Raw genomic sequence first — 23,913 nt, 5'->3', positions numbered from 1 at the left:
GTGGCCGCCCGCCGAGCATCACGGGCCTCATTCGGCTGCGACCTCGAAGCCTTCGTCGCGCCAGCGCTCGAAGCCGCCGTCCATGTGCGCGACGTCCGTCAGGCCCATGTCCTGCAGGGTTGCGGCGGCCAGCGCCGATCGCCAGCCCTTGTTGCAATGGAGGATCAGCGCCTCCGCCTCGCCCAGTTCGCGCTTGTGGTAGGGGCTGTCCGGATCGACCCAGAATTCGAGCATGCCGCGCGGGACGTGAAGGGCGCCGGGGACGTAGCCCTCGCGGGCGCGTTCGCGCACGTCGCGGATATCCACCAGCAGTGTTCCGGGGCGACCGCGTCGCTCGGCGACCTCGGCGGGGGTGAGTGTGGTGACCCGCGCCTCGGCGCGGGCGACCAGTTCGCGGGCGCTGACTGTATTGGCCATGACAAGCTCCGGGCGAGACAATCCGCGTATATAGCACGAAGCCGGGGCGCGGGTCATCGTTGCCGCGCCCGGGTATCCTGTGGCCGCAACGATCGATCGAGACGCCGCCCCATGACCGACAGCACCAAACGCCCCCTCTACATCCCCTACGCCGGCCCGACGCTGCTGGAGATGCCGCTGCTGAACAAGGGCAGCGCGTTCGACGAGGACGAGCGCGTGGCGTTCAATCTGATCGGGCTGCTGCCCAAGAACGTGGAGACGATCGAGGAGCAGGTCGAGCGCGCCTATCGCCAGTACAGCGCCTGCGACAGCGACCTCGACAAGCACATCTATCTGCGCGGCATCCAGGACGACAACGAGACCATGTTCTTCCGCCTGCTCGAGGATCACCTCGAGGAGATGCTGCCGATCATCTACACGCCGACCGTGGGTCAGGCCTGCGAGCAGTTCTCGGAGATCTATCGCAACCACCGCGGCCTGTTCGTGTCCTACCCGGACCGGCACCGCATCGACGACATCATCCGCAGCGCCACCAAGCCCAACGTCAAGGTGATCGTGGTCACCGACGGCGAGCGCATCCTGGGTCTGGGCGATCAGGGCATCGGCGGCATGGGCATCCCGATCGGCAAGCTGTCGCTGTATTCGGCCTGCGGCGGCATCAGTCCCGCCTACACGTTGCCGGTCGTGCTGGACGTGGGCACCAACAATCCGGACCTGCTGGACGACCCGATGTACATGGGCTGGCGCCACGAGCGGATCTCGGACGCCGAGTATGCCGAGTTCGTCGATCTGTTCGTGCAGGCGGTCAAGCGGCGCTGGCCCGACGTGCTGCTGCAGTTCGAGGACTTCGCCCAGCGCAATGCCATGCCGCTGCTCAAGCGCTATCGCGATCAGCTGTGCTGCTTCAACGACGATATCCAGGGGACCGCCGCGGTCTGCGTCGGCTCCCTGCTGGCGGCCTGCAAGGCCAAGAACGAACGCGTGCGCGACCAGACGATCGTGTTCGTGGGCGCCGGCTCGGCCGGCTGCGGCATCGCCGAACAGATCGTGGTGGCGATGACCGATCAGGGGCTGTCCGAGGCCGAGGCACGCGCCCGCATTCTGATGATCGACCGCGAAGGCCTCATCACCGACGACATGGCGGGGCTCGCCGATTTCCAGCAGCGCCTGGCCCAGCCGCGCGCCGCGGTGGCCGACTGGTCCGGCGATCTCGCCGGCGACGCGCTGCGCACCGTGATCGACAACGCGCATCCGAGCGTGCTCGTCGGTGTCTCCGGCCAGCGCGGGCTGTTCTCCAAGGAAGTCATCCAGGCCATGCACGCGCGCTGCAGCGCGCCGATCGTGCTGCCGCTGTCGAACCCCACCTCGCGGGTCGAGGCCACGCCGGCCGAGATTCTGGCCTGGACCGAAGGCGCGGCGCTGGTGGCCACCGGCAGTCCCTTCGATCCGGTGTCCATCGGCGGGCGCAGCGTCCCGATCGCCCAGTGCAACAACGCCTATATCTTTCCCGGCATCGGTCTCGGCGCACTCGCCGCCCGCGCCGAGGCGATCACCGACACGATGCTGATGGCCGCGTCCCGGGCGCTGGCCGAGAACTCGCCGCTCGGCGTCAACGGCGAGGGCGCGCTGCTGCCGCGCCTGGCTGACGTGCGCGAACTCAGCCAGTCGATCGCGATCGCGGTGGCCCGTCAGGCCCAAATCGACGGCGTCGCGCTGTCCTCGAGCGAGGAGGCCGTGCGCGAAAGCGTGCGGCGCAACTTCTGGTATCCGCGCTATCGGCGCTACCGGCGGGCCGCGTTCTAGGCCCGCGAAACGGCCCTGGGAACACGCCCCGCATCGTGATCCCGCAGGGGGCCTGATGTCGGCCCGAGTCGTTACGGGCTTGATTCGCGGCACGCTGCGGGACGCGAATCCGGACGCTGTCGGAAGGGGCGGGCGTCTGTTTGATGCGTCTTCCCGCATCCCGCGGACGCGTGCAGCACGTCGACAGGCGCGTCCGGCAGGTCTCCTGCGAGGCAAACGCTCTCCGGCGCGACTGCGGGTCGCGCTCAACACTCACAGGCGGCGAGCGTCGGATTGTGATCTGCGTGATCCGATTGCGCGGCCGCCGTGGGCGATCACGCGGCCCGCGCGGCCTCCGGCCCGTCTTCTCTACACGCTCGGGCGCGTTCTCCGGCTGCGGCCGATAGGCGACGCGCGACCGGCGCGCCAATTCGGACGGCAGCGTCCTGCCCGGTGTACAAGTCGCGACCCGAAGACCGTGGTTGTCGAGGCGCGCGTCGCACGCGCCCCCACATGCGCTGTGCTGTCGCCATGCCGTTGGCCGCGCTTCGGCGGCCGCTCCCGTAGGCCGGTGCCGGCGCGTGCGCTCCGGCCGAACGGTGCTCTCCGACCAAAGTCTTGGCGCCGGCGCCGCGTGCGCTCGTTGCGGTCGTCGGGTCTTGAATCACGGGCGCTGGCGGCTGCCGGACTCGTGCGGCCAGGCGGCGTATGTCCGGCGCTCTCCGGCCTCGAGGGTGGCGGCACTTGCGTTCGCCACGGCCGTTGGGCGTAATCGAACGGAATACAAAAAGATGACGGTGCTGTACGGACGCCGTCACGCGGGCATCGGATGGATGCCGGGAGGAGACCATGACCGGGCCAGCACTCAGCGTGGCCGAGGGCGCGGCGGAGCCGCCGCTGCTCGACGAGACCATCGGCCAGGCGTTCGACCGGGTGGCCGCATGCTGGCCGGACCGGCCGGCGCTGGTGAGCCGGCATCAGGACATCCGCTGGAATTACGCCGAGCTCAAGGCGCGTGTCGACACCTATGCCGCGGCGTTCCTGGCGCTGGGGCTGGCACCGGGCGAGCGCATCGGGATCTGGGCGCACAACTGTGCCGAGTGGATGATCACCCAGTACGCCAGCGCCAAGCTTGGACTGATCCTGGTCAACCTCAACCCGGCCTATCGGCGGGCCGAGGTCGAGTACGCGCTCAACAAGGTCGGCTGCCGCGCCCTCGTGGTGATGCCGCAGCACGCCAGCAGCAATTACATCGAGATGCTGCAGACCCTGGCCCCGGAACTCGAGGAGTGCGCGCCCGGCCGGCTGATCAGCCGGCGCCTGCCGGAGCTGCGCACGGTGATCCGGCTGGGCGACACGCCGACCCCCGGCATGTTCAACTTCGACGCCCTGGCGGAGCAGGCCACCGACTCGCTGCGCGCCCGGGTCGACAGCCGCGCGGCCGAGCTCAACCCGCGCGATCCGATCAACATCCAGTTCACCAGCGGGACCACGGGCCGGCCCAAGGGCGCGACGCTGACCCACCACAACATCCTCAACAACGGCTATCTGGTGGGCGCGGGCATCGGCGCGACCGAGACCGATCGCATCGCCGTGCCGGTGCCGCTGTATCACTGCTTCGGCATGGTGATGGGCAATCTGGCCGCGCTCACCCACGGCGCCGCCGTGGTGTATCCGGCGGCCTCGTTCGAAACGGCGGCGACGCTCGACGCGGTGGCCGCCGAGGGCTGTACCGCGCTCTACGGCGTGCCGACGATGTTCATCGCGGAAATGGAGCGTCCGGATTTCGCCGATTACGACCTGTCGAGCCTGCGCACCGGCATCATGGCCGGCTCGCCCTGTCCGCGGGCGGTCATGCAGCGCGTCATCGACGAGATGCACATGAACGAGGTCACCATCGCCTACGGCATGACCGAGACGTCGCCGGTGAGCTGCCAGACCGCCGTGGACGACGCCCTGGAGGCGCGCGTGGCCACCGTCGGCCGGGTGCACCCGCATCTGGAGATCAAGGTCGTCGATCTGGACGGCGAGACGGTGCCCCGCGGCGAGCCGGGCGAGTACTGCACCCGCGGCTACAGCGTCATGCGGGGCTACTGGGACGACTGCGAACGCACGCGCGAGGCGATCGACCGCAACGGCTGGATGCACACCGGCGACCTGGCGGTGATGGACGAGGCCGGCTACTGCCGCATCATCGGCCGGCTCAAGGACATGGTCATCCGCGGCGGCGAGAACCTCTATCCGCGCGAGATCGAGGAATTCCTCTACGGCCACCCGGCGATCGTCGACGTCCAGATCGTCGGCGTGCCGGACGCCACCTACGGCGAGGAACTCTGCGCCTGGGTCCAGCTGGCCGCCGGCCAGTCGCTGGACGAGGCCGGCCTGCGCGCCTTCTGCGACGGCGAGATCGCGCACTTCAAGATCCCGCGCTACATCCGCTTCGTGGACGGCTTCCCGCTGACGGTGACCGGCAAGGTGCAGAAATACCGGATACGCGAGCAGATGATCGAGGAACTCGGGCTCGCGCCGGTCTAGGTGCGGCCCGTGCCCGGAACCGCGGCGTGGCCGTTGGTGGTGGTTGCGGGCGGCAAGGCCAGCCGCGAGGGGCGTGACACCGATCCGGTATGAACCCTGAACGAAAGCCGGGGTTGAGAACGCGAACGGGCGCATGGCGTATATGCCGCGTCCATCGGAGCAGCGTCGACCTGATCATGTGGCAGGTTCGACCCGCCCGGATTGGTGGCCGACCGTTTATCGATTGGCCACGGGTGCCCGTCGGCTCGCGACCCGACGCGCACGGCGGGCCGCAACATGTCGCGCGGTGGGTGCCGGCCGAGTCTCTTGCATGACCGGCGGCGTTGAAGGCGACCGGAGTCTTGTGCTGTCCCGCTATCCGGCCGGTGAAAGCGCCAGAGCGGCCCGCGACCGCTGTCCGGCCGAGCTGACCTGTCGGGCCGGCGGTGCCCCGGCTCGCGAGGCCGGGGCGGCGATCGGCCTGGCGGCGGATGGTCGGTCTCGGATTCGGCGATGCGAGCGGCTGGCCGCGGCGGCCGCCCGGTCGAGGACGGGCGATCTGCGTTGGAGCGGCTCGAGCCGGCCCGCGGGTTTTTGCTTCAGCGCTCCTGGTGGGCGTCCAGCTGCCGGCGCAGCGTACGGATCTCGTCCATGAGCTCCAGCGCCAGCGCCACGCCCGAAACGTTCAGCCCGAGATCGCGCTGCAGCCGCAGGGCGGTGTGCACGCGCGGCACGCTGTCGGCGCTGAACGCCCAGCGCTCGCGTTCGCCGGCGGCCGCCGGTTCGAGCACGCCCTCGGCGACCAGCTGCTGCACCCATTCGGCGTGCACGCCGCAGGAGCGGCACAGGTGGCCGAGCGTGATCGTCGTCTGCGATTCGACGACGTAGGCGGTGAGGACGGTATCGGTATCACGCGACATGTTCAGACTCCCAGACGTGCACGCGGATTGAACGCGAGTTCGTCGGCCATGCGCTCGTAGAGCGCGCGTGCGGCCTCGTCGTCGGCGGGCGGCAGGGTGATACGGAGCACGGCGTAGAGATCGCCGGGCGTGGCGCCGGGCAGGCCCCGGCCCTTGAGCCGGAGGCGCCGGCCGCCGTTGGAGTTCGGCGGTATCCGCAGATCGACCGGCCCGGCGGGTGTCGGCGCCTTGACCGTGGCCCCGAGCGCGGCCTCCCAGGGGGCGACCGGCAGGTCCAGAATCAGGTCGGCGCCGTCGACCCGGAAATGCGGGTGCGCGCGGAAGGCGATCTCCAGGTACAGGTCGCCGGCCTCGCCGCCGGCCATGCCCGGCATGCCCTGGCCGGAAAGGCGCAGCTGCTGCCCCGCGCGCACACCCTTGGGAATGCGCACCCGCAGCGTGCGTTCCCGGTGGGTCACGCGCCCCTGCGCGTCGGTATCGGGCGCATTCAGCGTGAGGTCGCGCGTGGCGCCCGTAAACGCATCCTCGAGATCGATCTCGACGCGGGCGACGTGGTCCCGGCCCCGCATGCCGCCGCGTTGACGCGGGCCGCCAGCAGCCGCCCCCGGCCCGCCGGCGAAACCGCGCCCGAACAGCGATTCGAAGAAATCGCTGAAGTCCGCGGAATCGCCGCCGGTGTAGCCGCCGCCGTGGAACTCGAAGCCGCGGTCCCAGTCCGGCGGCGGCTGAAAACCGCCACCGCGTGCGCCCGATGCGCGCGCCTCGTCGGGGTCGATGCGGTCGTAGGCGGCACGCTTTTCCGGGTCCTTGAGCACCTCGTAGGCTTCGTTGGCGGCCCGGAACTTGTCCGCGGCATCGGGTTCCTTGCTGACATCCGGATGATACTTGCGCGCGAGCCTGCGATAGGCGCGCTTGATCTCGTCCGCCGAAACGTCGCGGCTCACGCCGAGGGTCTTGTAGTAGTCCTTGTATTCCACGCCCGTTTCCGTTGAGTCGAAGTGACCGGCCATGGCCTGTTCACGATTCATACAATGTAGGCATCGGCTGCCGAAACTCAATATGCTGTCGCGGGCCGCGGCAGCGGCTCACGCCGCGCGGTGACGCGGCGCGCGGCCGTTCGGGCGGCCCCGCGAGAGGCGACCGTTGCCAGCCGCGATCCGATCGGCCGATACGCCGTCCCATGCGGTACGACGGCGCCCGCGGCCGCGCCAGGCGTATTCGCCGTCCGCGCAAGATTGTGCCCGCGCTGGCGTCAGTTTGTAGCGTTCGCGGCCGATACCGTCACAAGTCGACGGCCCGTCTGCGTACGGCCGTGTTCGTCATCGCCACGAGTCCCCATGAGTTACGAATATCGAAAGGATGCGAACACCCCGGGCGGGCCGGGGCCGGCGGTCGATGCGGGTCTGATGCGGCTGATGCGCAGTGCCGCGTATTCGATCGAGGCGCCCACGGCCGTGCTGTACCGCCTGCAGGACGAGTGGTTGTCGCCGACGGTGCGTATCGGCGCGCAGGCCGCCGTCTCGGGGGTGGAACGCCCGGCGGCCTGGGCCGAGCCACGCGAGCCCGGCGTCGAGCGCGCGTTGCTCATCGCCAACGACACCGAGCGGCAGACGGACTGGAGGGTGCCGGAGATCGCCGACGGCTCGGGTGCGAGGCCCCGGTTCGCGGTCTTCGTGCCGGTCCGCGATCACGCGCGGCGCCTGCTCGGTGCGCTGCTGATCGCCGACAGCCGCGCCCGTGCCGGCCTGAGTGCGGCGCAGACCTACGTCCTGGAGACGCACGGCGTCCAGATCGCTCGGCAACTGACCGCCCCCGACGGCGGGGCCGGTGTGTCCGAGCCGCCGTTGCCCGGGCCCTACGGCGAACGGCTGCGGCTGCTGGAGTCCGTGGTCGTGAATGCCAACGATGCGGTGCTGATCACCGAGGCCGAGCCGATCGATCGGCCGGGGCCGCGCATCGTCTATTGCAACGCGGCCTTCACGCGAACCACCGGTTACGCCGAGGCCGATGTGCTGGGGGCGACGCCGCGCATCCTCCAGGGCGCGGATACCGACCGCACCGCGCTCGATCGCCTGCGTGCCGCCCTCGAGCACTGGCGGCCGATCGAAATCGAACTGCGCAACTATCGCCGGGACGGGGCGCCGTTCTGGGTCGAGCTGAGCATCGTGCCGGTCGCCGACGAACACGGCTGGTTCACCCACTGGGTGTCGGTCCAGCGCGACGTCAGCGAGCGCAAGCAGGCCGAGGCGGTGGCCAACCAGGCGCGGATCGCGCAGGCCGAGAAGATCGCGCTGCAGGCCAAGCTCGCCGAGCGCCAGCGCATCGAGGAGAGCCTCAAGTACGCGGCCTTTCACGACGATCTGACCGGCCTGCGCAACCGGGCCTACGTAATGGATGCGCTCGAGTCGCTGCTCGCCCGCGACGACGCCGGCGAGTCCGCAGTGGCCGGCCATGTGCTGTTCATGGATCTCGACCGTTTCAAGCTGGTCAACGACAGCCTCGGCCACAGGGCCGGCGATCTGCTGCTCATGGAGACCGCGCGGCGGCTGGAGCGCTGTGTGACCGGCCGGGACATTCTCGCCCGTGTGGGCGGCGACGAGTTCGTCATCGTGCAGCGTTCGGCCGCCGACACGGCGAACGCCGTAGCTCTGGCCGAGCGCGTGCTCGAGTGTCTGCGCTCGCCGGTGCGGATCCAGGGCCAGGAGCTGTTCACGTCGGCCAGCATCGGCCTCGTGGCGGTCGGCCGCCGTCACGATACGCCGGAGGCCTTGTTGCGCGACGCCGATATCGCCATGTACGCCGCCAAGTTCAAGGGCCTGGGCCAGTACAGTCTGTATACCGATGCGATGCGGGCGGAGGTGATCGAGACGCTGGCCCTGCAGAACGACATCCGGCAGGCGCTGGCCGAGGACCAGTTCACGATCGACTACCAGCCGATCTGCGATCCGGCGACGGGGCGCTTCGACGCCGTGGAGGCGCTCGCCCGTTGGCGACATCCCGAACGCGGTGATGTGGCGCCCTCGGTCTTCGTCCCGGTCGCCGAGGAGATCGGGATCGTCGCCGAGATCGGCGCCCGTCTGCTGGAGCGCGCCTGTGCCCAGGTTGCGGCCTGGAACGCGCAGACCGAGGCGCGCGAGCTGGGTCTGAGCGTCAACGTCTCCGTCGCCCTGCTCCGCCATCACGATTTTCCCGACCGGCTGGCGTCGATCCTGAGCGTCACCGGTCTGCCGGCGCGGCTGCTGCAGCTGGAGATCACCGAAACCCTGTTCCTGCAGAACGAGGACGGCGTGGCCGACCTGCTGGCGCGGCTGCGCGGCCGGGGCGTGCGTATCGCACTCGATGATTTCGGCACCGGCTATTCGGCACTGGCCCATATCGATCGCTACGAGATCGACGCGATCAAGATCGACCGGAGCTTCGTGCGACGCATGCTGCGCTACGAGCGCACGCAGGCGATCGTGCGCGCGATCATCGATCTGGGGCGCACGCTGTCGCTGCAGATCACGGCCGAGGGCATCGAGACGGAGGATCAGCTGGCCCGGATCCGCGAACTCGGCTGCCCGCGGGCCCAGGGTTTCCTGCTGGCTCGCCCCATGCCGCCGGAGCGACTGGCCGAGCTGCTTTCCATCGGCTGATCGCGACGGCGGGACGCTGCCGGCGACGCCTCGGCAGCGGCGACCGCCGGTGGGCGCGGGCGGACCCGAGACTGCAAGTCCCGCGCTCGCGGGGCGGTCGGAACCCGGCCGGCCGACGACGCGGCGCGCCGATCGTCGCTATTCCCGTCCCCGGACGACGAGCGCCCGGACTGTCACCGCGCGGTTCGCAGAGCGGGTTCGACCGGGACGATCGCCGCGCTAGGCGTCCGAGCGCTCGCCGCGCCGGCGCCCGCCCCGGTTACGGGGCGGCTTGCGCCGGATGTAGAGCTGCTTGCGTATGCGGGCGACGACGGTGCCGTCGGCGGCGACGATGTCGTTCTCGAACCAGCGCAGATGTTTCTTGCCGGTGGCCGTGATGTCGATGATCTCGTCGCGCAGGGCGTCGTCGAAGACGAACTCGGCGTGGACCGTGCCGCGTCCGGGGGCCAGGAAATCGATCGCGCCGGCTGCGTCCCAGACGATATGGCCGCGGCCCAGGCGCTCGATCGCCATGATCGCCCAGAAGGGGTCGCACATCTTGAACAGATTGCCGCCGAACTGGGTGCCCATGTAGTTTCGGTTCCAGGGCCGCAGCCGCAATTCAACGCGCGCGTATGACCAGTCGCGGCGTAGATCGGTGACGTGAATGCCGCTCGCGGCGAACGGCGGCCACACGTTCATGAAGCGGCGGAGCAGGGCGGGTTGCATGGCGGGACGTATGACGCGGAATGAACCCGCATTCTAGCCGCCGCGGCGGCGCCGGCAAACGATCGGCGTACGGGTGTATCCGCCAGGCCCGGAAGGCCGTATCGTGTCGAACGGCGCCCCGCGCGACAGCGCGACCACCGTTTTGCCGGAACCATCACGATGATCGACTATCTCAACGGGGTCGCCGAGACCCACCACGTCAATCCGCTGCTGTTCGTGTTCATCTATCTGGTGACCACGGTGCCGTTCCTGCTGATCAGCGGTTGGCTGTTCCATCACATCCGTCGCCAGAAGCCGCTCGCGCTGCTCGTCTTTCTCTGGGCGCTGTGCTACACCGCGCCCTATCTGTACGTGCTCGCGGTCGGGCGCGACCTGCCCCCATGGGTCTATGTGATGGTCGCACTGCTGATCTGCGGCGGGCTCGGGCTGGCCGGGCGGGGGCTGAAGCAGCGGCTGGACGCGGCGCGTCGCAACGACTGACGCCGCGGCTATAATGCGGCGCTTTGCCGGCCGGGCCGACCGGTCATCGGAGCGCCATGCCGGAACTGAGTCCACTCGCACCGGCCGTACTCGCCGCCCTGATCGTGGTCTATCTGCTCGGGGGCTTCGTCAAGGGTGCGGCGGCCTTCGGTCAGCCGATGGTGACCATCCCGCTGGCCAGTTTTCTTCTGCCCGTACCCACGGCGATCGCGATCTCGATCGCCCCGATGATGGCGGCCAACGTCGTTCAGTTGATACAGAATCGGCGGGCTCTGGCGGCCGCGCGCGCCTATCTCCCGTTCTACGCTACGCTCGCCGTCTGCATGATCGCGGGGCTCGCCGTGCTCTCGAGTGCGGGCCACGAGCGGCTGCTGGTGCTGGTTGGGGCGCTGATACTGATCTTCGTTGCCGTCCAGCTGACGGGCTGGCAGCCGCGCATCGCGACGCCGCTTCGGCTGCGGGCGCAGTTGGCTTCCGGCGCGCTCTCGGGGCTGCTCGCCGGCATGACGTCGTTCGTGAGTTTCCCTTCGATTCCGGTCTTCGTCGCCTGTCGGATGCCGCGAGAGCAGTTCGCGCTCGTCATCTGCGTGATGTTCCTGCTGGCCTCGACCCTGCTGTCGACCGGGCTGTCGGCGCTCGGTGTCTACGGCCGGGCCGAGCTGATCGCCACACTCGTCTGTATCGCGCCCTCTGCCGCGGGTCAGATGTTCGGGCAGTGTGTCCGCGACCGGCTGCCCGAGCGCCGGCTGCGCGCGGTCGTGTTCGCCATGCTCGCAGCCATGGGCGTCAGTCTGGTCGTGCGCGGCCTGTTCTAGTCGTCGTACGGTGACGACCACCGGCCTGGTCGCTCGCGCGCCCGGCGCTACGCTATTGCGGCGGCGAGCGGCTGAGCGCGGCGCCACCGAGCGGGCGTCGTCAGCGGCGCACGAGCCGGTAGACTCGCTCGGCGACCTCGTCGAGCCCGCGCTCGCGCAGGTGCGCGCTCTCGGCCGGACCGCGCCGTTCGTCCAGACAGGTGATTCGACAGCGCTCGCCGAACAGTCTCTGCACCTCGTCGTCCGAAACCGCGAACGGCGGTCCGTCCATCAGTCGTTGATCGTAGTCCAGGGTGATCAGCAGCAGCCCGGTCCCGGCATGCAGGCCGGCCAGCAGATGCTCGGCGTAACGCTGCCGGGTCGCAGGGGGCAGGGCGATCAGCGCCGCGCGGTCGTAGACGGCATCGTAGCTCACCAGGGCGGCGGCGGACAGGTCGAAGAAATCGCCGACCAGGATCTCGACGCCGCCGGCGGCATGGCGATCGAACGCGCCGGCGCGGGTACGCTCGGCTGCGAGATCCCGCTCATCGAAAAAGGCGCGGGCGGCCATTTCGCTGAGCTCCACGCCGGTCACGTCGTGGCCCTGTGCCGCCAGCCAGGCCATGTCGACGCTCTTGCCCGACAGCGGCACCAACACCCGCGTGCCGCGCTCCAGACCGAGCGTGCCCCAGTGTGCGGCCAGCGCCGGGTGGCCCTCGGGCTGATGAAAGCCGATCTGCTGGTGCGCCCAGCGTTCGAGCCAGAAATCACGGTCCATCTCGGTCGTCTCCTTCGGTGATGCCGCCGTCCAGCTCCGGATAGTGGCGGAAGATGCCGTGCTCGTTGAACGCTGCGCGGCGATCGGATGCGAGATAGGCGGCCAGTCGCGGTCGCGCAGCCACGCGTTCCACCAGTGCCAGCACGCGGGGCGTATCGACTGTCGCCGCGTCGACGGCCCGTGGAAAGGCGTAGCGCAGGCCGGTCACCACGTGGAAAAGCGACAGATCCGCGGTGCTGCAGGCGTCCCCGACCAGCCAGTGGCCGCCGTCCGGATTGGCTGCGAGCACGGTCTCGAAATAGCCCAGGAATGTCGGCAGACGGGCGCTGCGGAACACTGCGGCGCGGCGGGCGGCTTCGGCCTTCTGGTCCGCGTAGTAGAGCGTCGGTCCGAGGGGATGATGGGTGTCGTGAATCTCGGCGGTGAAATCGGTCAGCGTGAGCTGCAGCCCGTGCTCGAACCGGTGCAGGGCCCCGTCGGCCGGCGCCAGTCCCAGCCGTGGCCCGAGAAACAGCAGTATGTTGGCGACGTGCGAGACCTCGATGCCCTCGGCGCGCAGATAGGGCGGCGCGAACGGCGGCCGCGGGCCGGCCTCGAGCCCTTCGGCGACCGCCTCCGCGCCGCGCGCCTGGCCCACGTCGACATAGTCGGCGCCCGCGTCCTCGAGGGCGAGGCGCACGAATTCGCCGCGGCCGGGGATGCCGGGCCAGTAGAACAACTCGTAGCGCATGGTCGGAACCGATGGATGGAATCCCGGCATCGGAGCAGACGCGGTGCGCCCGGTCAACGCCCGGTGCGACACCGGCCGGCCCGCAGCGCTCGCGCCGATGCGTGTGCGGCATGTTGGCCGCCTCTCCGCCCCGATCTGGATTCGACGGATGCCGATGGAGGAGCAGATCCCGGGCGCCCGCGAGCGGTTCGAGTCGGGCCGCGGTGCGCACCATGGCTGCCGCCGCGAAGCGGGCGAGCCAACCGCCGCGTCGATCGTCGTTCGTCCCGGCGTGCTCGGCGTGCCGGTCGATCGCAAGGCGTCCGCGCGCCTTGCCGCCCGCTATCCTGATTTGGTTGCTCGGCTTCGGCCGAGTATTGCCGGGTCACGATCCGGCTCGGGCGCACGCGTTGCGCTCATATAACGCCCTGCCGGCACTGCGGCTCGGAGACACTCGGCGGCGGGCCGAAGCCCGTGCCGCCGAAAGCGACAGCGTCGGCAGCGCTGGGTTGCCGCACAACAGCGTTCCTGATTATGTACGAGACTTAGCTGGCGACCGCCGCGCGACGTGTTGCGGCCCGTCGTGCGCTTCAGATCGCCAGCAGATGGGCACCCGCAGTTAATTGACGCACTGCCCGCACGCATCAGCGCTAGTTGAACTTGGCACATAATCAAGACAGCGGTTGTCCCGAAGGGTTGGGCCGCACATCGCGCGCTACGGCGTTGCGAGTCTTGCCGCACACGATGCGCGGTCTCCAGTGCGGCGCGCGTACGAAACATCAACAGGCCCTATAGCAGGCTCGGCTGGACCGCCGTCCCGCGGCCGTCGACGAAGCCCGACAGGCCCACGCCGACCAAGCGATAGCGGCTGGCCACGGCCTGATCGACACGGCCGCGCAGGGCCCCGGCGATGGCCGCGACCTCGTCGGCCGAGGCCGGGGGTGTGGGGGGCGTGTAGCTGCGGGTGAGAATCCGAAAGTCCGCGGTCTTGAGCTTGAGCACCACCGTACGCGCGACCCGCGGGCGTTTTTTCTCCTGCTGGGCCCAGGCCTTGGCGGCCAGGCGTTCGATGTGCGGTGTAAGCGCGTCCAGCGGCAGATCCTCGCGCAGGGTGTCCTCGCTGGAGACCTGGACCGACGGCCGGCGCGGCTGCACCGGGCGCTCGTCCACGCCGCGCCCGAGCTCGTGCAGCCGCTGGCCCCAGCGTCCGAAACGCTCGCGCAGCTCGGGCGCGCCGAGCGCGCGTAGATCGCCGACGGTGTGGACGTCCATGGCCGTCAGCCGCGCCTTCATCTTGGGCCCCACGCCCGGGATCCGGCCGATGTCCAGGGCCGTGAGAAATGCCTCGACCCGATGCGGCGGCAGCACGAACTGGCCGTCCGGCTTGCGCCAGTCCGAGGCGATTTTGGCCAGAAACTTGTTGGGGGCGATCCCGGCCGAGGCGGTCAGGCCGGTTTCGGCGCGGATGGCATCGCGAATCGCGCGCGCGGTCTCGGTCGCCGAAGGCGAGGGGATACGCGGGCGGGTCACATCCAGATACGCTTCGTCCAGCGACAGCGGTTCCACCAGCTCGGTATAGCGGTGGAAGATCTCGCGAATCTGCTGCGAGACGGCGCGATAGCGGGCGAAGTCCGGATCGACGAACACCGCCTGCGGGCACAGCCGCTCGGCGCGCAGGGCGGGCATGGCCGAGTGCACGCCGAACACGCGGGCTTCGTAGCTGGCCGCGGTCACCACCGAACGCGCGCCGCGCTTGGCCACCACCACCGGCTGGCCGCGTAGCTCGGGCGCATCGCGCTGCTCCACCGACGCATAGAAGGCGTCCATGTCGACGTGAACGATCTTGCGTACTGCTCGGGTCATGGGTCACCCGTCCGGATTCGAGCCTCATTGTAGGACCTGGCCAGGTGTCGCGGCGCGCCGCGGCGGCTCGCGCTACCATGCGGGTCGATTTTTCAACGTCGCCAGACACGAGGCCATGAACCATACCCAGCACTACACCCTTTGTTTTTCCTGCCCCGACCGCGTCGGCATCGTGGCCCGAGTGGCCGGCTTCTTCGCCGAACTCGGCGGCTGGATCCTGCGTTCCAGTCAGCATGCGGAGGAGGACGACAACCGTTTCTTCATGCGTGTCGAGGTCCGCGCGGATTCCGTGGCCTGCGGGCTCGCCGAGCTGCGCCGTCGGTTCGCGACCATCGCCGACGAATGCGAGATGGACTGGCGGATCAGCGACAGTGCGGTGCGCAAGCGCGTGGTGATTCTGGTCTCGCGTCAGAAGCACTGTCTCTACGATCTGCTGGAACGCTGGGAGTCCGGCGAGCTCGACATCGAGATTCCCTGCGTCATCTCCAACCACGACGATGCCCGCGGGCTGGTGGAGTGGCACGGCATTCCCTATCACCACGTCCCGATGGGCAGCGACGACAAGGCCGAGGCCTGGGCCGAGATCGAGCGGCTATTTCTGGAATCCGGGGGCGAGACGATGGTGCTGGCGCGCTTCATGCAGATTCTGCCGCCGGCGCTGTGCGAGCGTTTCGCCGGCCGCATCATCAACATCCACCACAGTTTCCTGCCGAGCTTCGTGGGGGCGTCGCCCTATCGGCAGGCCTGGACACGCGGCGTGAAGCAGGTCGGGGCGACCTGTCATTACGTCACGGCCGAACTCGACCAGGGCCCGATCATCGACCAGGATGTCGTCCGGGTTGGCCACGGCGATTCGGTCGGCGACCTCGTGCGTTACGGCAAGGACGTCGAAAAGGCTGTGCTGGCCCGCGGCCTGCGCGACCATCTCGAGGATCGTGTGCTGGTCAACGGGCGCCGGACCGTGGTGCTTTGATCGCCCGCACGGTGGGGCGGCCTCAGCGAGTCGCCGGGTGCAGGCGGGATTGCCGGCGGTGGCGCGACCACCAGCCGCGGCCCGGCCCGACCGCTGCGCGCCCCGCCGGCGGCATCAAAGCGACTGCCCGCCGGTCAACTCGATCCGTTCGCCGTTGAGCCAGGCGAAATCGCTGGAGAGCAGGCCGGCCACCGCCGCGCCGATGTCGTCCGGCCCGGCGGTGCGTCCCAGCGGCGTGATCGCGCGGAAATGCGCGTTCAGCTCGGGGTCGTCGCGTACCGCACCGCCGGCGAAATCGGTCTCCACCGCGCCCGGCGCGATCGCGTTGACGGTGATGCCGCGATCGCCGAGTTCCTTGGCCATGTAGCGGGTGGTCACCTCCAGCGCGCTCTTCATGGCCGAATAGGCACAGTGGTTGTCCAGCACGAAGCGTGTTGCCGCCGTGGAGACGTTCAGGATGCGCCCGCCGCGGGCGATCAGCGGCAGCAGCTGCTGACTGAGCAGGAACGGGCCCTTGAAGTGGGCCCGGTAGAGCGCGTCCAGATCGTCGGCGCTGGTGTCCTCGTAGGGCGCGAGGATGCCATCGCCGGCGTTGTGCACGACGAAGTCCAGGTCGGCGCGATCGAACGTGTCCGCCAGCGTGGCCGCGAGGCGCTCGGTGAAACCGGCGAAAGCGGTGCTGTCGCCGACGTCGAGTTCGAGCATCGCGGCGCGGCCGCCGGCCTCGACGATCTCGCGTACCACGGCGTCGGCCTCGTCGCGATGGCTGCGGTAGGTGCCGATCACGCCGACGCCGGCCGCGGCCAGGTGGTGCGCCATGCTGCGGCCGAGGCCGCGGTTGGCGCCGGTGATGAAAGCGATCTTGTCCGGCATGGATACCCTCCGGGTGGCTGGGTGAGGCATGCAGCCGCGTGCGGCGCTGCCCGTGCACCGGCGTTGCGGGCGATGGGCGTGAGTTCAAGGGCGATCGGCCACAGCGATCGCCGCGTGTCGCCTCGGGCCCCAACCGTCGTGTCCTGCGGGACGCCTCGTTTCGGCGCGCCGACGGGCCGCTCGTCGACCACGGCCGAGCGTCGGGTCTCGGCGCGGTCTTGGCGTGAAGGCGACGCCTCCCGAGGCGGTCGTATCGGGCCTGCCGGCGCGCGCGTGGCCCGGCGGCGGCTCGCGGTACCGTGGGGCGGTGCCGGCTGCGGCCATCGGCGCCGGTATGTCCGATCAGGGAATCCCCGGCCTAGGAGATGGCCCCGGACGCCGGTTTTCGCGCGCCATTCCTGCCGGACGCTGCCGGAGCCCGGAGCCCGGAGCCCGCAGCCCGCGACGAGCGACAGATCGACACCGCCGGACCGGTGGTCGCCTGTCCGCGCCCGGCGGTGCCGGCACGGATCTGTCGGACGGCGTCCTGCCGCGCTTATCGCCCGAGCAGGCCGCTGAAGAACTGCGTGGCGTTGGTCTCCAGGCTGTCGACGTCGTAGCCGCCTTCCTGGATCACGCAGACCGGCATGTCGAGTCCGGCCATGGCGAGGCCCATGCGCCCGAAGCCTTCGCTGGAGACCGCGACCTTGGCCTGCGGGTCATCCTTGTAGATATCGAAACCCAGCGGCAGCACGAGAACGTCGGCGTCGAACAGCCGGATGGCGGCGATCGCCTCGTCGAGCTTGTCGAAAAAGGCCTGCTCCGGCGAGCCGTGCGGCATCGGCAGGTTGATGTTGTAGCCGTAGCCGGCGCCTGCGCCGCGCTCGTCTTCGTGGCCGGTGACCACCGGGTAGAAGTTGGTCGGATCGCCGTGGATGGAGATGTAGAGCACGTCGTCGCGCTCCCAGAAGATCTCCTGGATGCCTTGACCGTGATGCATGTCCGGGTCGAGAACGGCCACGCGCGGGAACTTCTCGCGCAGCGCCTCGGCGGCGATCGCGGCATTGTTGAGATAGCAGAAGCCGCCGGCGCCGTCGCGGCGGGCGTGATGGCCCGGCGGGCGGCACAGGCCGTAGGCGGCGTCCGCGCCGGCGAGGATGTCGTCCGCCGCGGTGAGCGCGGTCTGAGCCGAGGCATAGGCCGCCGCCCAGGTGTCCTCGCCGATCGGGCAGCTGCCGTCGGCCTGGTAGCGCGCCGATTCGGCGAGAATGCCCTTGAGGGGATTCGGTGAGCGCACGAAGATGTTGGACATCACCTCGTTGCCCCAGTCGTCCGGGATCGCCATCCAGCGCCGGTGTGCGGACTCGAGGAAGCGCAGATAACCGAGGTCGTGAATCTTCGAGATCGGCGCCATGCCGTGATCCGTCGGGGTGCCGATCTCGATGTCCAGGCCTTCCAGCGCGGCCAGCAGAGGCGGGGTGCGCGCCGGGATCTCCTGGGGCGCGCGCATCTGGCCGCGGGTCAGATAGCTCTTGGGTACGTGCGCGTTCTGGGTCGAGTCGAAGTAGGCTTTCACTGCGTCGGTTCCGGTTGCTCTGGGAGATGGGGCGGCCCGCACGGGTTGGGCGGGGAGTCCGACCCGCAACATACGCCGGCCGGGCCGGGCGCTGCAATGGCCGGCGGCCATGGCTGCGCGTCGGTTTGACGGGCAGCCATGAAAAGGCCGGCGAGGATTTCTTCGCCGGCCTCGATCCGTCGACTGCGCGTGGTGCGACCGGGCTACTTGCCGCGCGGCACCGTCTGGGCCTCGACGAATTCCAGCATGCCTTCATCGCCGCCCTCGCGGCCGATGCCGGACTGCTTCATGCCGCCGAAGGGCGCATGCGGCGCCGGGCCGGTGCCGGTGTTCCAGCCGCAGTGGCCGAAGTGCAGGCCGCGGATGGTCTTCTCGGCGCGCTTGGCGTCGTTGGTGAACACATAGGAGGCCAGCCCGAACTCCGTGGTGTTGCCGAGCGTGACCGCGTCGTCCTCGTTGTCGAACGCGATCATCGGCACCAGCGGGCCGAAGGTCTCTTCCCTGCAGCAGGCCATGTCGTGGGTCACGCCGGTGATCACGGTGGGCGTGTAGAACAGATTCTTGTCGGCGTCGAGCTCGTCCGGATGCTTGCCGGCGACCAGTTCGGCGCCTTTGGACAGCGCGTCCGCGACGTGATTCTGCACCTTCTCGAAGCCGGCCTTGTTGATCAGCGGGCCGACATCGATGTTGTCGTCCATGCCGTCGCCGACCTTGAGCGCCTTGACCTTCTCGACCACCTTGTCGGTGAATTCCCGGTACACACCGGACTGCACGTAAATGCGATTGGCGCAGACGCAGGTCTGGCCGCCGCCGCGGAACTTGTTGCCGATGAGCTGCGTGGCCGCGAGATCGAGATCCGCATCGTCGAAGACGATGAACGGCGCGTTACCGCCGAGTTCGAGACCCAGCTTCTTGACCTGATCCTTGGTCTGGTCGATGAGCAGCTTGCCGACCTCGGTCGAGCCGGTGAACGAGAGCATGGGCACGTCGGTGGAGCTGCACAGCTCGCCGCCGATCTCGCTGGAGGAGCCCATCACCAGATTCACCATGCCCTTCGGCAGGTCCAGGCGCTCGTGCAGCAGCTGGAACATCGCGATCATGGTCAGCGGCGTCTCGCCGGCCGGCTTGATCACGCTCGGGCAGTCGGCGGCCAGCGCCGGGGCGATCTTCTTGGCGATCATGCCGATGGGGAAGTTCCAGGGGGTGATCAGCCCGACCACGCCGACCGGCCGGTGGTGGACCGTCCAGGTGCAGTCCTTGGCCTTCTCCGGCAGCTCCGTCGGCTCGAGCACGTCCATGTGCTTGGCGCAGTAGTCGAAAAAGCCCGCGGCGTACTCGACTTCGCCTTGGGCCTCCTTCCACGGCTTGCCGTGCTCCAGGCAGAGAATGCGGCCGATCTCCTCCTTCTCGTCGACCAGGGCGTCCCGGATGTCCTCCATCCATTCGCGCCGGGTGGCGATGTCCCGGGGCTCGGCCAGCGCCCGCTTGGCGGCGGCGATCGCGCGCTGGGTCTCCGCGCTGCCCATCTTCGGGACCTCGGCCAGGGTCTTGCCGTTGGCCGGGTTCGCCACCTCGAGGGTGGCGCCCGAATCCGCCTCGACCCACTGGCCGTCGATATACCCGGAGAGATTCTTCAGAAGATACGATTCGATCATGAGCGTCCTCGGTCCTGTTTGTTCGGCAGTCGACGGCGCGGTCGCGCGCGCCTGTGTATCAGTCATCGGGGCGGAGTGCGGGATTTCAAAGGCGTCAGCCGCCGCCGGGTGCGTAGCCGTGTTTCTTGCTGACGCGGTTGAACAGCGGTTCGCCGGCCTGCCAGCGCGCGAGGTTGTCGATGAACTGATCGATCAAGGCCTCGCGCCAGCCGATGAAATCGCCCGCCATGTGGGCCGACATCAGCACGTTGTCCATGCCCCAGAGCGGGTGATCGGCCGGCAGCGGTTCCTGCTCGAAGACGTCCAGGGCCGCGCCGGCGATCTCGCCGTCGTTCAGCGCCGCGACAAGATCTTCGGTGACCACGATCGGACCGCGGCCGATGTTGATGAAGCGGGCGTGCCCGGCCATGGCGCGGAAGCGGCCGGCGTCGAACCAGTTCTCGGTCGCCTCGGTCAGCGGCGCGGCCACCACCACGTAGTCGGCCTCGGCCAGATGGGTGTCGAGGTCATCGGCGGCGTGGATCGCTTCGAAGACGTCGTCGGCCTCGCGCGCGCGCCGCGCGATGCCGGTCACGTGCATGTCGACGGCCCGGCACAGCGCGCCGATCCGGCGGCCGATGGAGCCGGCGCCGGCGACCAGGACCCGCTTGCCGGCCACCGTTTCGGTGTCCCGGTGCACCCAGCGCCGCTCCTGCTGATAGCGGATGTTGTTGCGGGTGTCCTTGGCGAACATGAGGATCGCGCCGAGCACGTATTCGGCGATGCTGCGATCGAAGATGCCCTGCGCGTTGGTCACCGGTATGTCCGATTCGATCAGCGCATCGAACATCAGTTGATCGACACCGGCGCTGGCCGCGTGCACCCATTGCAGGCGGTCCGCGGCCGGCCAGGCGGCCTCGAGGGCGTCGGTGCGGAAGTCGGTGACCAGCAGGATCTCGGTGCCGGGCAGGGCGTCGCGCAGGCTCGCCTCGTCGGTGGCGATCCGGATGTCGCCGAGCCCGGCGAGCCGGTCCAGCCCGGCCGGCCCCTCGGCGCTGCCGCCGAGAACGGTGATGCGCGGATGCGCATCGGCTGGTGGCGTGTTCGAGGCGGTCATGTGCATCCCCGCAGGGCGTGGTCACGGGGGTGCGCGCGGTATCGATTCATACGGCACGTTACCCAGAGCCTTCGCAAAGCGTCAATACCGGCGGGAGGCCCGTCAAAACTTGTCTTGACCGGGCTCGCAGGACCAGCCTACGCTCGCGGCTAGCGGTCCGGTTGGCGGGGCCGCCATCCGTCGGCGCGCAAGAGGTGGGCATGGTCGCGAATCTGGACAACGACACGCAGGTACTGGCTTCGGATCCGGAGGATCGCTACGTCCGCGATCGTCTGGTCTGGAATCCGGCCATGCACGCGATTCCGATCTCGGGCATCCGCCGCATGGTCAACCGCGCTGCCGAACTCGACGATGTGGTGCATCTGTCGATCGGCCAGCCGGACTTCGGTACCCCGCGCCATATCATCGACGCGCATATTCACGCGCTGGAGGCCGGCCAGACCGGCTACACCATGGATGCGGGCCTGCCGGAACTGCTGACCGCGCTCAAGGACTACTACAACGACCAGTATCGCAGCACGCTCTCGGAGGACAACTTCCTGGTCACCACCGGGGCGACCGAGGGCATCTATCTGCTGATCACCGCGATGGCCGCGCCCGGGCGCGAGTTCATCATCGCCGACCCGACCTTCCTGCTTTATGCGCCGCTGATCCGCATGAACGGCGGCCAGGTGCGCACGGTGCCGACCAAGGCCAGCGAAGGCCACCAGATCGACCCCGAGCGCATCATCAACATGATCGGGCCGAACACGCACGCGATCGTGCTCAATTCGCCGAGCAATCCGACCGGTACGGTCTATCCGCGCGAGACCATCGAATGGCTCTGCCAGGAAGCGGCCTATCGCGGCGTCGAGATCCTGTCGGACGAGGTCTACGACCGGCTGATTCTCGACGACATCGACTACCCGAGCGTGCTCTCCTGCGCCACGGATCTGGACGGCGTGGCGGTGGTCTCGAGTTTTTCCAAGACCTACGCCATGCCCGGCCTGCGGGTGGGCTGGATCGTGGCCGACCAGAACACCATCCGCACCCTGCGCCGCTATCACATGTTCACCACCACGGTGGCGAGCACGCCGGCGCAGTGGGCGGGCGTGGCCGCGCTGCTGGGCGACCAGAGCTGCGTCGACAGCATGGTGCGCGAGTACTCGCGCCGGCGTGACCGGGTCGTGGATCTGGTTGCCGACACGCCCGGGCTGACCGGTTACTGGCCGCAGGGCGCGTTCTACATCGCGCCGTCGCTGCCGCACGGTGTGGACGCCGGCAAGCTGGCCATGCGCATGCTGGAGGAGACCGGCGTCTGCGTGATTCCGGGCGATGCCTTCGGCGAGCACTCCTCGGATCTGCTGCGGATCAGCTACTCCACCTCCATGGAGAAGATCGAGGAAGCCTTCGCGCGCATGCAGCCCTGGATGGAACGCCAGCCCGAGCTCGCCGGCTACAGCTGATTCCGGGCAGGCCGCCGGCGGGGCTGGGATTCATGGCGGCGGCGTGCTTGTTTCAGTGAGTCTCGGGCACCCGGCGCCGCCGCTGTGACCCCGGCACGGCAGCCGAGACGCCGCCCGGTCGCGGTCGAACCCGCCCGCGATGTCGCGGGCGGGTCGGATCGGGTCAGGTGATTCAATAGGCGTAGTCGCGTCCGTGCGCCTTCGCCTGCTCGCGCGAGCTCTTGTTCACCGACTCGCGAAAGGGCATGTCGACGACTTCGGCTGCGACCGGATAGCCCGGCATCGGCTGGTAGACCTCCGGTAGCCAGGCGACGAAGTCGGTGCCGAGCGCCGCATCCTCCACCGGCACGTAGCCCATGGCGATATTGATGTCGAGTTCCGGGCAATACCACGGCGAGGTGATGTAACCGCACGGTTCGCTGTCGGCGTCCCGGGCCAGAAGCCAGAAGTCGGCGGCATAGTCCTCGACCGGTTTGCCGCCGAGTCTGAGGCCGACAAGCTGATGCGTGAACGGCGGTGTGCCGGCTTTGATCTGCTCGCGGGTCTGCTCCAGTGCGGCCTTGCCGATGTAGTCCGCCTGTTTCTTGCGCGGGACCATGTGGCCGAGGTTGCACTGGAACGGGTTGGTTTCGTGGTCCATGTCCTGGCCGTAGGACAGGATGCCGGCGGCGATCCGGCGGTGATGCGCCGGGGCGATGACCATCAGATCGTGCGGCTCGCCGGCGCGCAGAATGGCGTTCCAGACCGTCTCCGCATTGACTGTCGAATCGTAGGCGTAGACCTCGTAGCCCTTCTCCCCGGTGAAGCCGGTCTGCGAGACGATCACGTCGACGCCGTCGATGATCCCGGCCATCAGGCCGTAATAGGGAATCTCGCGCACGCCTTCGCCGACGAGGTCGATCATCAGCGCCTCGGATTTCGGGCCCTGAATCTGCAGCGGCGAGACGTCGATCTCGTCGATCGTCACGTCGAAATCCCGGGCGATGTTCACACCCTTGAACCAGTAGGCGAGATCGGAGTCACTGATCGTGAACCAGAATTCGTCGTAGGACAGGCGCAGCATCACCGGATCGTTGAGCACGTGGCCCTCGGCGTCGCAGAGCACGACGTAGCGGCCGCGCATCGGGGCGACGCGCGTCACGTCGCGTGTGCAAACGTAGTCACAGAACGCCTCGGCGTCCGGCCCCTTGACCCGGATCGGACGCTCGACCGCGACGTTCCACAGGGTGACGTCGTTGATCAGCGCGCGGTACTCGATCATGGCGCCGCCGTCCTCGGGGCGCACATAGCCGCGCGGGTGATACATGCGGTTGTAGACGGTCGCGCGCCAGCAGCCGGCCTCGACCGACAGATGCCAGTAGGGCGACTTGCGCACCCGCGTCGACATGAGCATCTGGATGCCCGGGTCGCCGCTCTGACGCAGGTTGACCGGCACATGGCGGTCACGCTGATCGATGTTCTGCTGATGATTCATGTTGTTCGCGGAGTGCATGGATTTTTCTCCTGAAAGGTCTGAGACGCAGGCCGCCGTTCTTGCAAGCGGACCGGGGCGACATGGCGGGATCGCCGCGTTAGCGCGAATCGATCGGGCGCACCGACCACAGCGGGCCGACGAGACGACCTCGCCGATGCCATTGCGAATCCAAGCTACCCGGGGCCGCCCGGCGCGAGCGTTGCAGGCACGACATCGGATTAGTTCACCGCGACATGCGGGCC

At 68.9% G+C, this 23,913-nt stretch carries 20 protein-coding genes; 8 read left to right on the top strand and 12 right to left on the bottom strand.

Features of this window, described 5'->3' with window-relative positions:
* Positions 1 to 27: 27 nt before the first annotated feature.
* Positions 28 to 417 carry a rhodanese-like domain-containing protein gene (locus tag SAHL_RS15225; protein WP_123592266.1) on the bottom strand — a complete coding sequence of 130 codons (390 nt, stop codon included), beginning with the start codon at positions 415 to 417 and terminating at the stop codon, positions 28 to 30.
* Positions 418 to 528: 111 nt separating this feature from the next.
* Here SAHL_RS15225 and SAHL_RS15220 point away from each other — a divergent pair, with 111 nt between their 5' ends.
* Both SAHL_RS15220 and SAHL_RS15215 read left to right on the top strand, forming a co-directional pair.
* Positions 529 to 2,220 carry an NAD-dependent malic enzyme gene (locus SAHL_RS15220; protein WP_123592265.1) on the top strand — a complete coding sequence of 564 codons (1,692 nt, stop codon included), beginning with the start codon at positions 529 to 531 and terminating at the stop codon, positions 2,218 to 2,220.
* A gap of 828 nt (positions 2,221 to 3,048) precedes the next feature.
* Positions 3,049 to 4,734 (top strand): AMP-binding protein, encoded by a 1,686-nt coding sequence (locus SAHL_RS15215; RefSeq protein WP_123592264.1) that lies wholly within the window; start codon positions 3,049 to 3,051, stop codon positions 4,732 to 4,734.
* A 578-nt stretch (positions 4,735 to 5,312) separates the two neighbouring features.
* On the opposite strand, the gene SAHL_RS15210 is transcribed toward SAHL_RS15215, so the two are convergent.
* Together SAHL_RS15210 and SAHL_RS15205 are read right to left on the bottom strand one after the other, a co-directional pair.
* Positions 5,313 to 5,633 (bottom strand): chaperone modulator CbpM, encoded by a 321-nt coding sequence (locus tag SAHL_RS15210; RefSeq protein WP_123592263.1) that lies wholly within the window; start codon positions 5,631 to 5,633, stop codon positions 5,313 to 5,315.
* Between the two features lie 2 nt (positions 5,634 to 5,635).
* Positions 5,636 to 6,610 (bottom strand): DnaJ C-terminal domain-containing protein, encoded by a 975-nt coding sequence (locus SAHL_RS15205; RefSeq protein WP_123592290.1) that lies wholly within the window; start codon positions 6,608 to 6,610, stop codon positions 5,636 to 5,638.
* 360 nt (positions 6,611 to 6,970) lie between these two features.
* Between SAHL_RS15205 and SAHL_RS15200 the strand changes: the two genes are divergently transcribed.
* Positions 6,971 to 9,268: a putative bifunctional diguanylate cyclase/phosphodiesterase gene (locus tag SAHL_RS15200; RefSeq protein ID WP_221177992.1), complete on the top strand. Its 2,298-nt coding sequence runs from the start codon at positions 6,971 to 6,973 to the stop codon at positions 9,266 to 9,268.
* A gap of 219 nt (positions 9,269 to 9,487) precedes the next feature.
* Here SAHL_RS15200 and SAHL_RS15195 read toward each other — a convergent pair whose 3' ends face one another.
* Positions 9,488 to 9,976 (bottom strand): DUF4442 domain-containing protein, encoded by a 489-nt coding sequence (locus SAHL_RS15195; protein WP_123592262.1) that lies wholly within the window; start codon positions 9,974 to 9,976, stop codon positions 9,488 to 9,490.
* Between the two features lie 159 nt (positions 9,977 to 10,135).
* On the opposite strand from SAHL_RS15195, the gene SAHL_RS15190 reads away from it, so the two are divergent.
* Together SAHL_RS15190 and SAHL_RS15185 are read left to right on the top strand one after the other, a co-directional pair.
* Positions 10,136 to 10,456, top strand: coding sequence for a hypothetical protein (locus SAHL_RS15190; RefSeq protein ID WP_123592261.1), 321 nt, complete (start codon positions 10,136 to 10,138; stop codon positions 10,454 to 10,456).
* Positions 10,457 to 10,512: 56 nt separating this feature from the next.
* Positions 10,513 to 11,271, top strand: a complete 759-nt coding sequence (locus SAHL_RS15185) for a TSUP family transporter (RefSeq protein ID WP_123592260.1) — start codon at positions 10,513 to 10,515, stop codon at positions 11,269 to 11,271.
* Positions 11,272 to 11,371: 100 nt separating this feature from the next.
* Here the strand turns inward: SAHL_RS15185 and SAHL_RS15180 are convergent, their stop codons facing one another.
* Together SAHL_RS15180 and SAHL_RS15175 are read right to left on the bottom strand one after the other, a co-directional pair.
* Positions 11,372 to 12,028, bottom strand: a complete 657-nt coding sequence (locus SAHL_RS15180) for a thiopurine S-methyltransferase (protein ID WP_123592259.1) — start codon at positions 12,026 to 12,028, stop codon at positions 11,372 to 11,374.
* Positions 12,018 to 12,758, bottom strand: coding sequence for a glutathione S-transferase (locus SAHL_RS15175; protein ID WP_123592258.1), 741 nt, complete (start codon positions 12,756 to 12,758; stop codon positions 12,018 to 12,020). The genes SAHL_RS15180 and SAHL_RS15175 overlap by 11 nt, the downstream gene beginning before the upstream one ends.
* Between SAHL_RS15175 and SAHL_RS17610 the strand changes: the two genes are divergently transcribed.
* Positions 12,757 to 13,161, top strand: coding sequence for a hypothetical protein (locus SAHL_RS17610; RefSeq protein ID WP_148045582.1), 405 nt, complete (start codon positions 12,757 to 12,759; stop codon positions 13,159 to 13,161). The genes SAHL_RS15175 and SAHL_RS17610 overlap by 2 nt on opposite strands.
* Positions 13,162 to 13,526: 365 nt before the next feature.
* Here the strand turns inward: SAHL_RS17610 and dinB are convergent, their stop codons facing one another.
* On the bottom strand, positions 13,527 to 14,600 hold the full coding sequence (dinB, locus tag SAHL_RS15165) for a DNA polymerase IV (protein WP_123592256.1): 1,074 nt from the start codon (positions 14,598 to 14,600) through the stop codon (positions 13,527 to 13,529).
* Between the two features lie 115 nt (positions 14,601 to 14,715).
* Between dinB and purU the strand changes: the two genes are divergently transcribed.
* Positions 14,716 to 15,573 (top strand): formyltetrahydrofolate deformylase, encoded by an 858-nt coding sequence (gene purU, locus SAHL_RS15160; protein WP_123592255.1) that lies wholly within the window; start codon positions 14,716 to 14,718, stop codon positions 15,571 to 15,573.
* Positions 15,574 to 15,687: 114 nt separating this feature from the next.
* On the opposite strand, the gene SAHL_RS15155 is transcribed toward purU, so the two are convergent.
* The 4 genes from SAHL_RS15155 to SAHL_RS15140 form a co-directional block, all read right to left on the bottom strand.
* Positions 15,688 to 16,446 carry an SDR family NAD(P)-dependent oxidoreductase gene (locus SAHL_RS15155; protein WP_123592254.1) on the bottom strand — a complete coding sequence of 253 codons (759 nt, stop codon included), beginning with the start codon at positions 16,444 to 16,446 and terminating at the stop codon, positions 15,688 to 15,690.
* A 535-nt stretch (positions 16,447 to 16,981) separates the two neighbouring features.
* The gene (locus SAHL_RS15150) at positions 16,982 to 18,001 is read right to left on the bottom strand and encodes a histone deacetylase family protein (RefSeq protein WP_123592253.1); all 1,020 of its coding nucleotides are present in this window, start codon (positions 17,999 to 18,001) and stop codon (positions 16,982 to 16,984) included.
* A gap of 203 nt (positions 18,002 to 18,204) precedes the next feature.
* Positions 18,205 to 19,656 carry an NAD-dependent succinate-semialdehyde dehydrogenase gene (locus SAHL_RS15145; RefSeq protein WP_123592252.1) on the bottom strand — a complete coding sequence of 484 codons (1,452 nt, stop codon included), beginning with the start codon at positions 19,654 to 19,656 and terminating at the stop codon, positions 18,205 to 18,207.
* A gap of 94 nt (positions 19,657 to 19,750) precedes the next feature.
* Positions 19,751 to 20,752 (bottom strand): D-2-hydroxyacid dehydrogenase, encoded by a 1,002-nt coding sequence (locus tag SAHL_RS15140; RefSeq protein WP_123592288.1) that lies wholly within the window; start codon positions 20,750 to 20,752, stop codon positions 19,751 to 19,753.
* A 200-nt stretch (positions 20,753 to 20,952) separates the two neighbouring features.
* On the opposite strand from SAHL_RS15140, the gene SAHL_RS15135 reads away from it, so the two are divergent.
* On the top strand, positions 20,953 to 22,197 hold the full coding sequence (locus SAHL_RS15135) for a pyridoxal phosphate-dependent aminotransferase (RefSeq protein WP_123592251.1): 1,245 nt from the start codon (positions 20,953 to 20,955) through the stop codon (positions 22,195 to 22,197).
* A gap of 172 nt (positions 22,198 to 22,369) precedes the next feature.
* Here the strand turns inward: SAHL_RS15135 and SAHL_RS15130 are convergent, their stop codons facing one another.
* Positions 22,370 to 23,689 carry a glycine cleavage T C-terminal barrel domain-containing protein gene (locus SAHL_RS15130; protein WP_221177990.1) on the bottom strand — a complete coding sequence of 440 codons (1,320 nt, stop codon included), beginning with the start codon at positions 23,687 to 23,689 and terminating at the stop codon, positions 22,370 to 22,372.
* Positions 23,690 to 23,913: the final 224 nt, after the last annotated feature.

Source organism: Salinisphaera orenii subsp. halophila YIM 95161 (assembly GCF_003732545.1).
Taxonomy (GTDB): Bacteria; Pseudomonadota; Gammaproteobacteria; order Nevskiales; family Salinisphaeraceae; genus Salinisphaera; species Salinisphaera orenii_A.
This window is presented reverse-complemented; position numbering and strand designations above follow the sequence as displayed.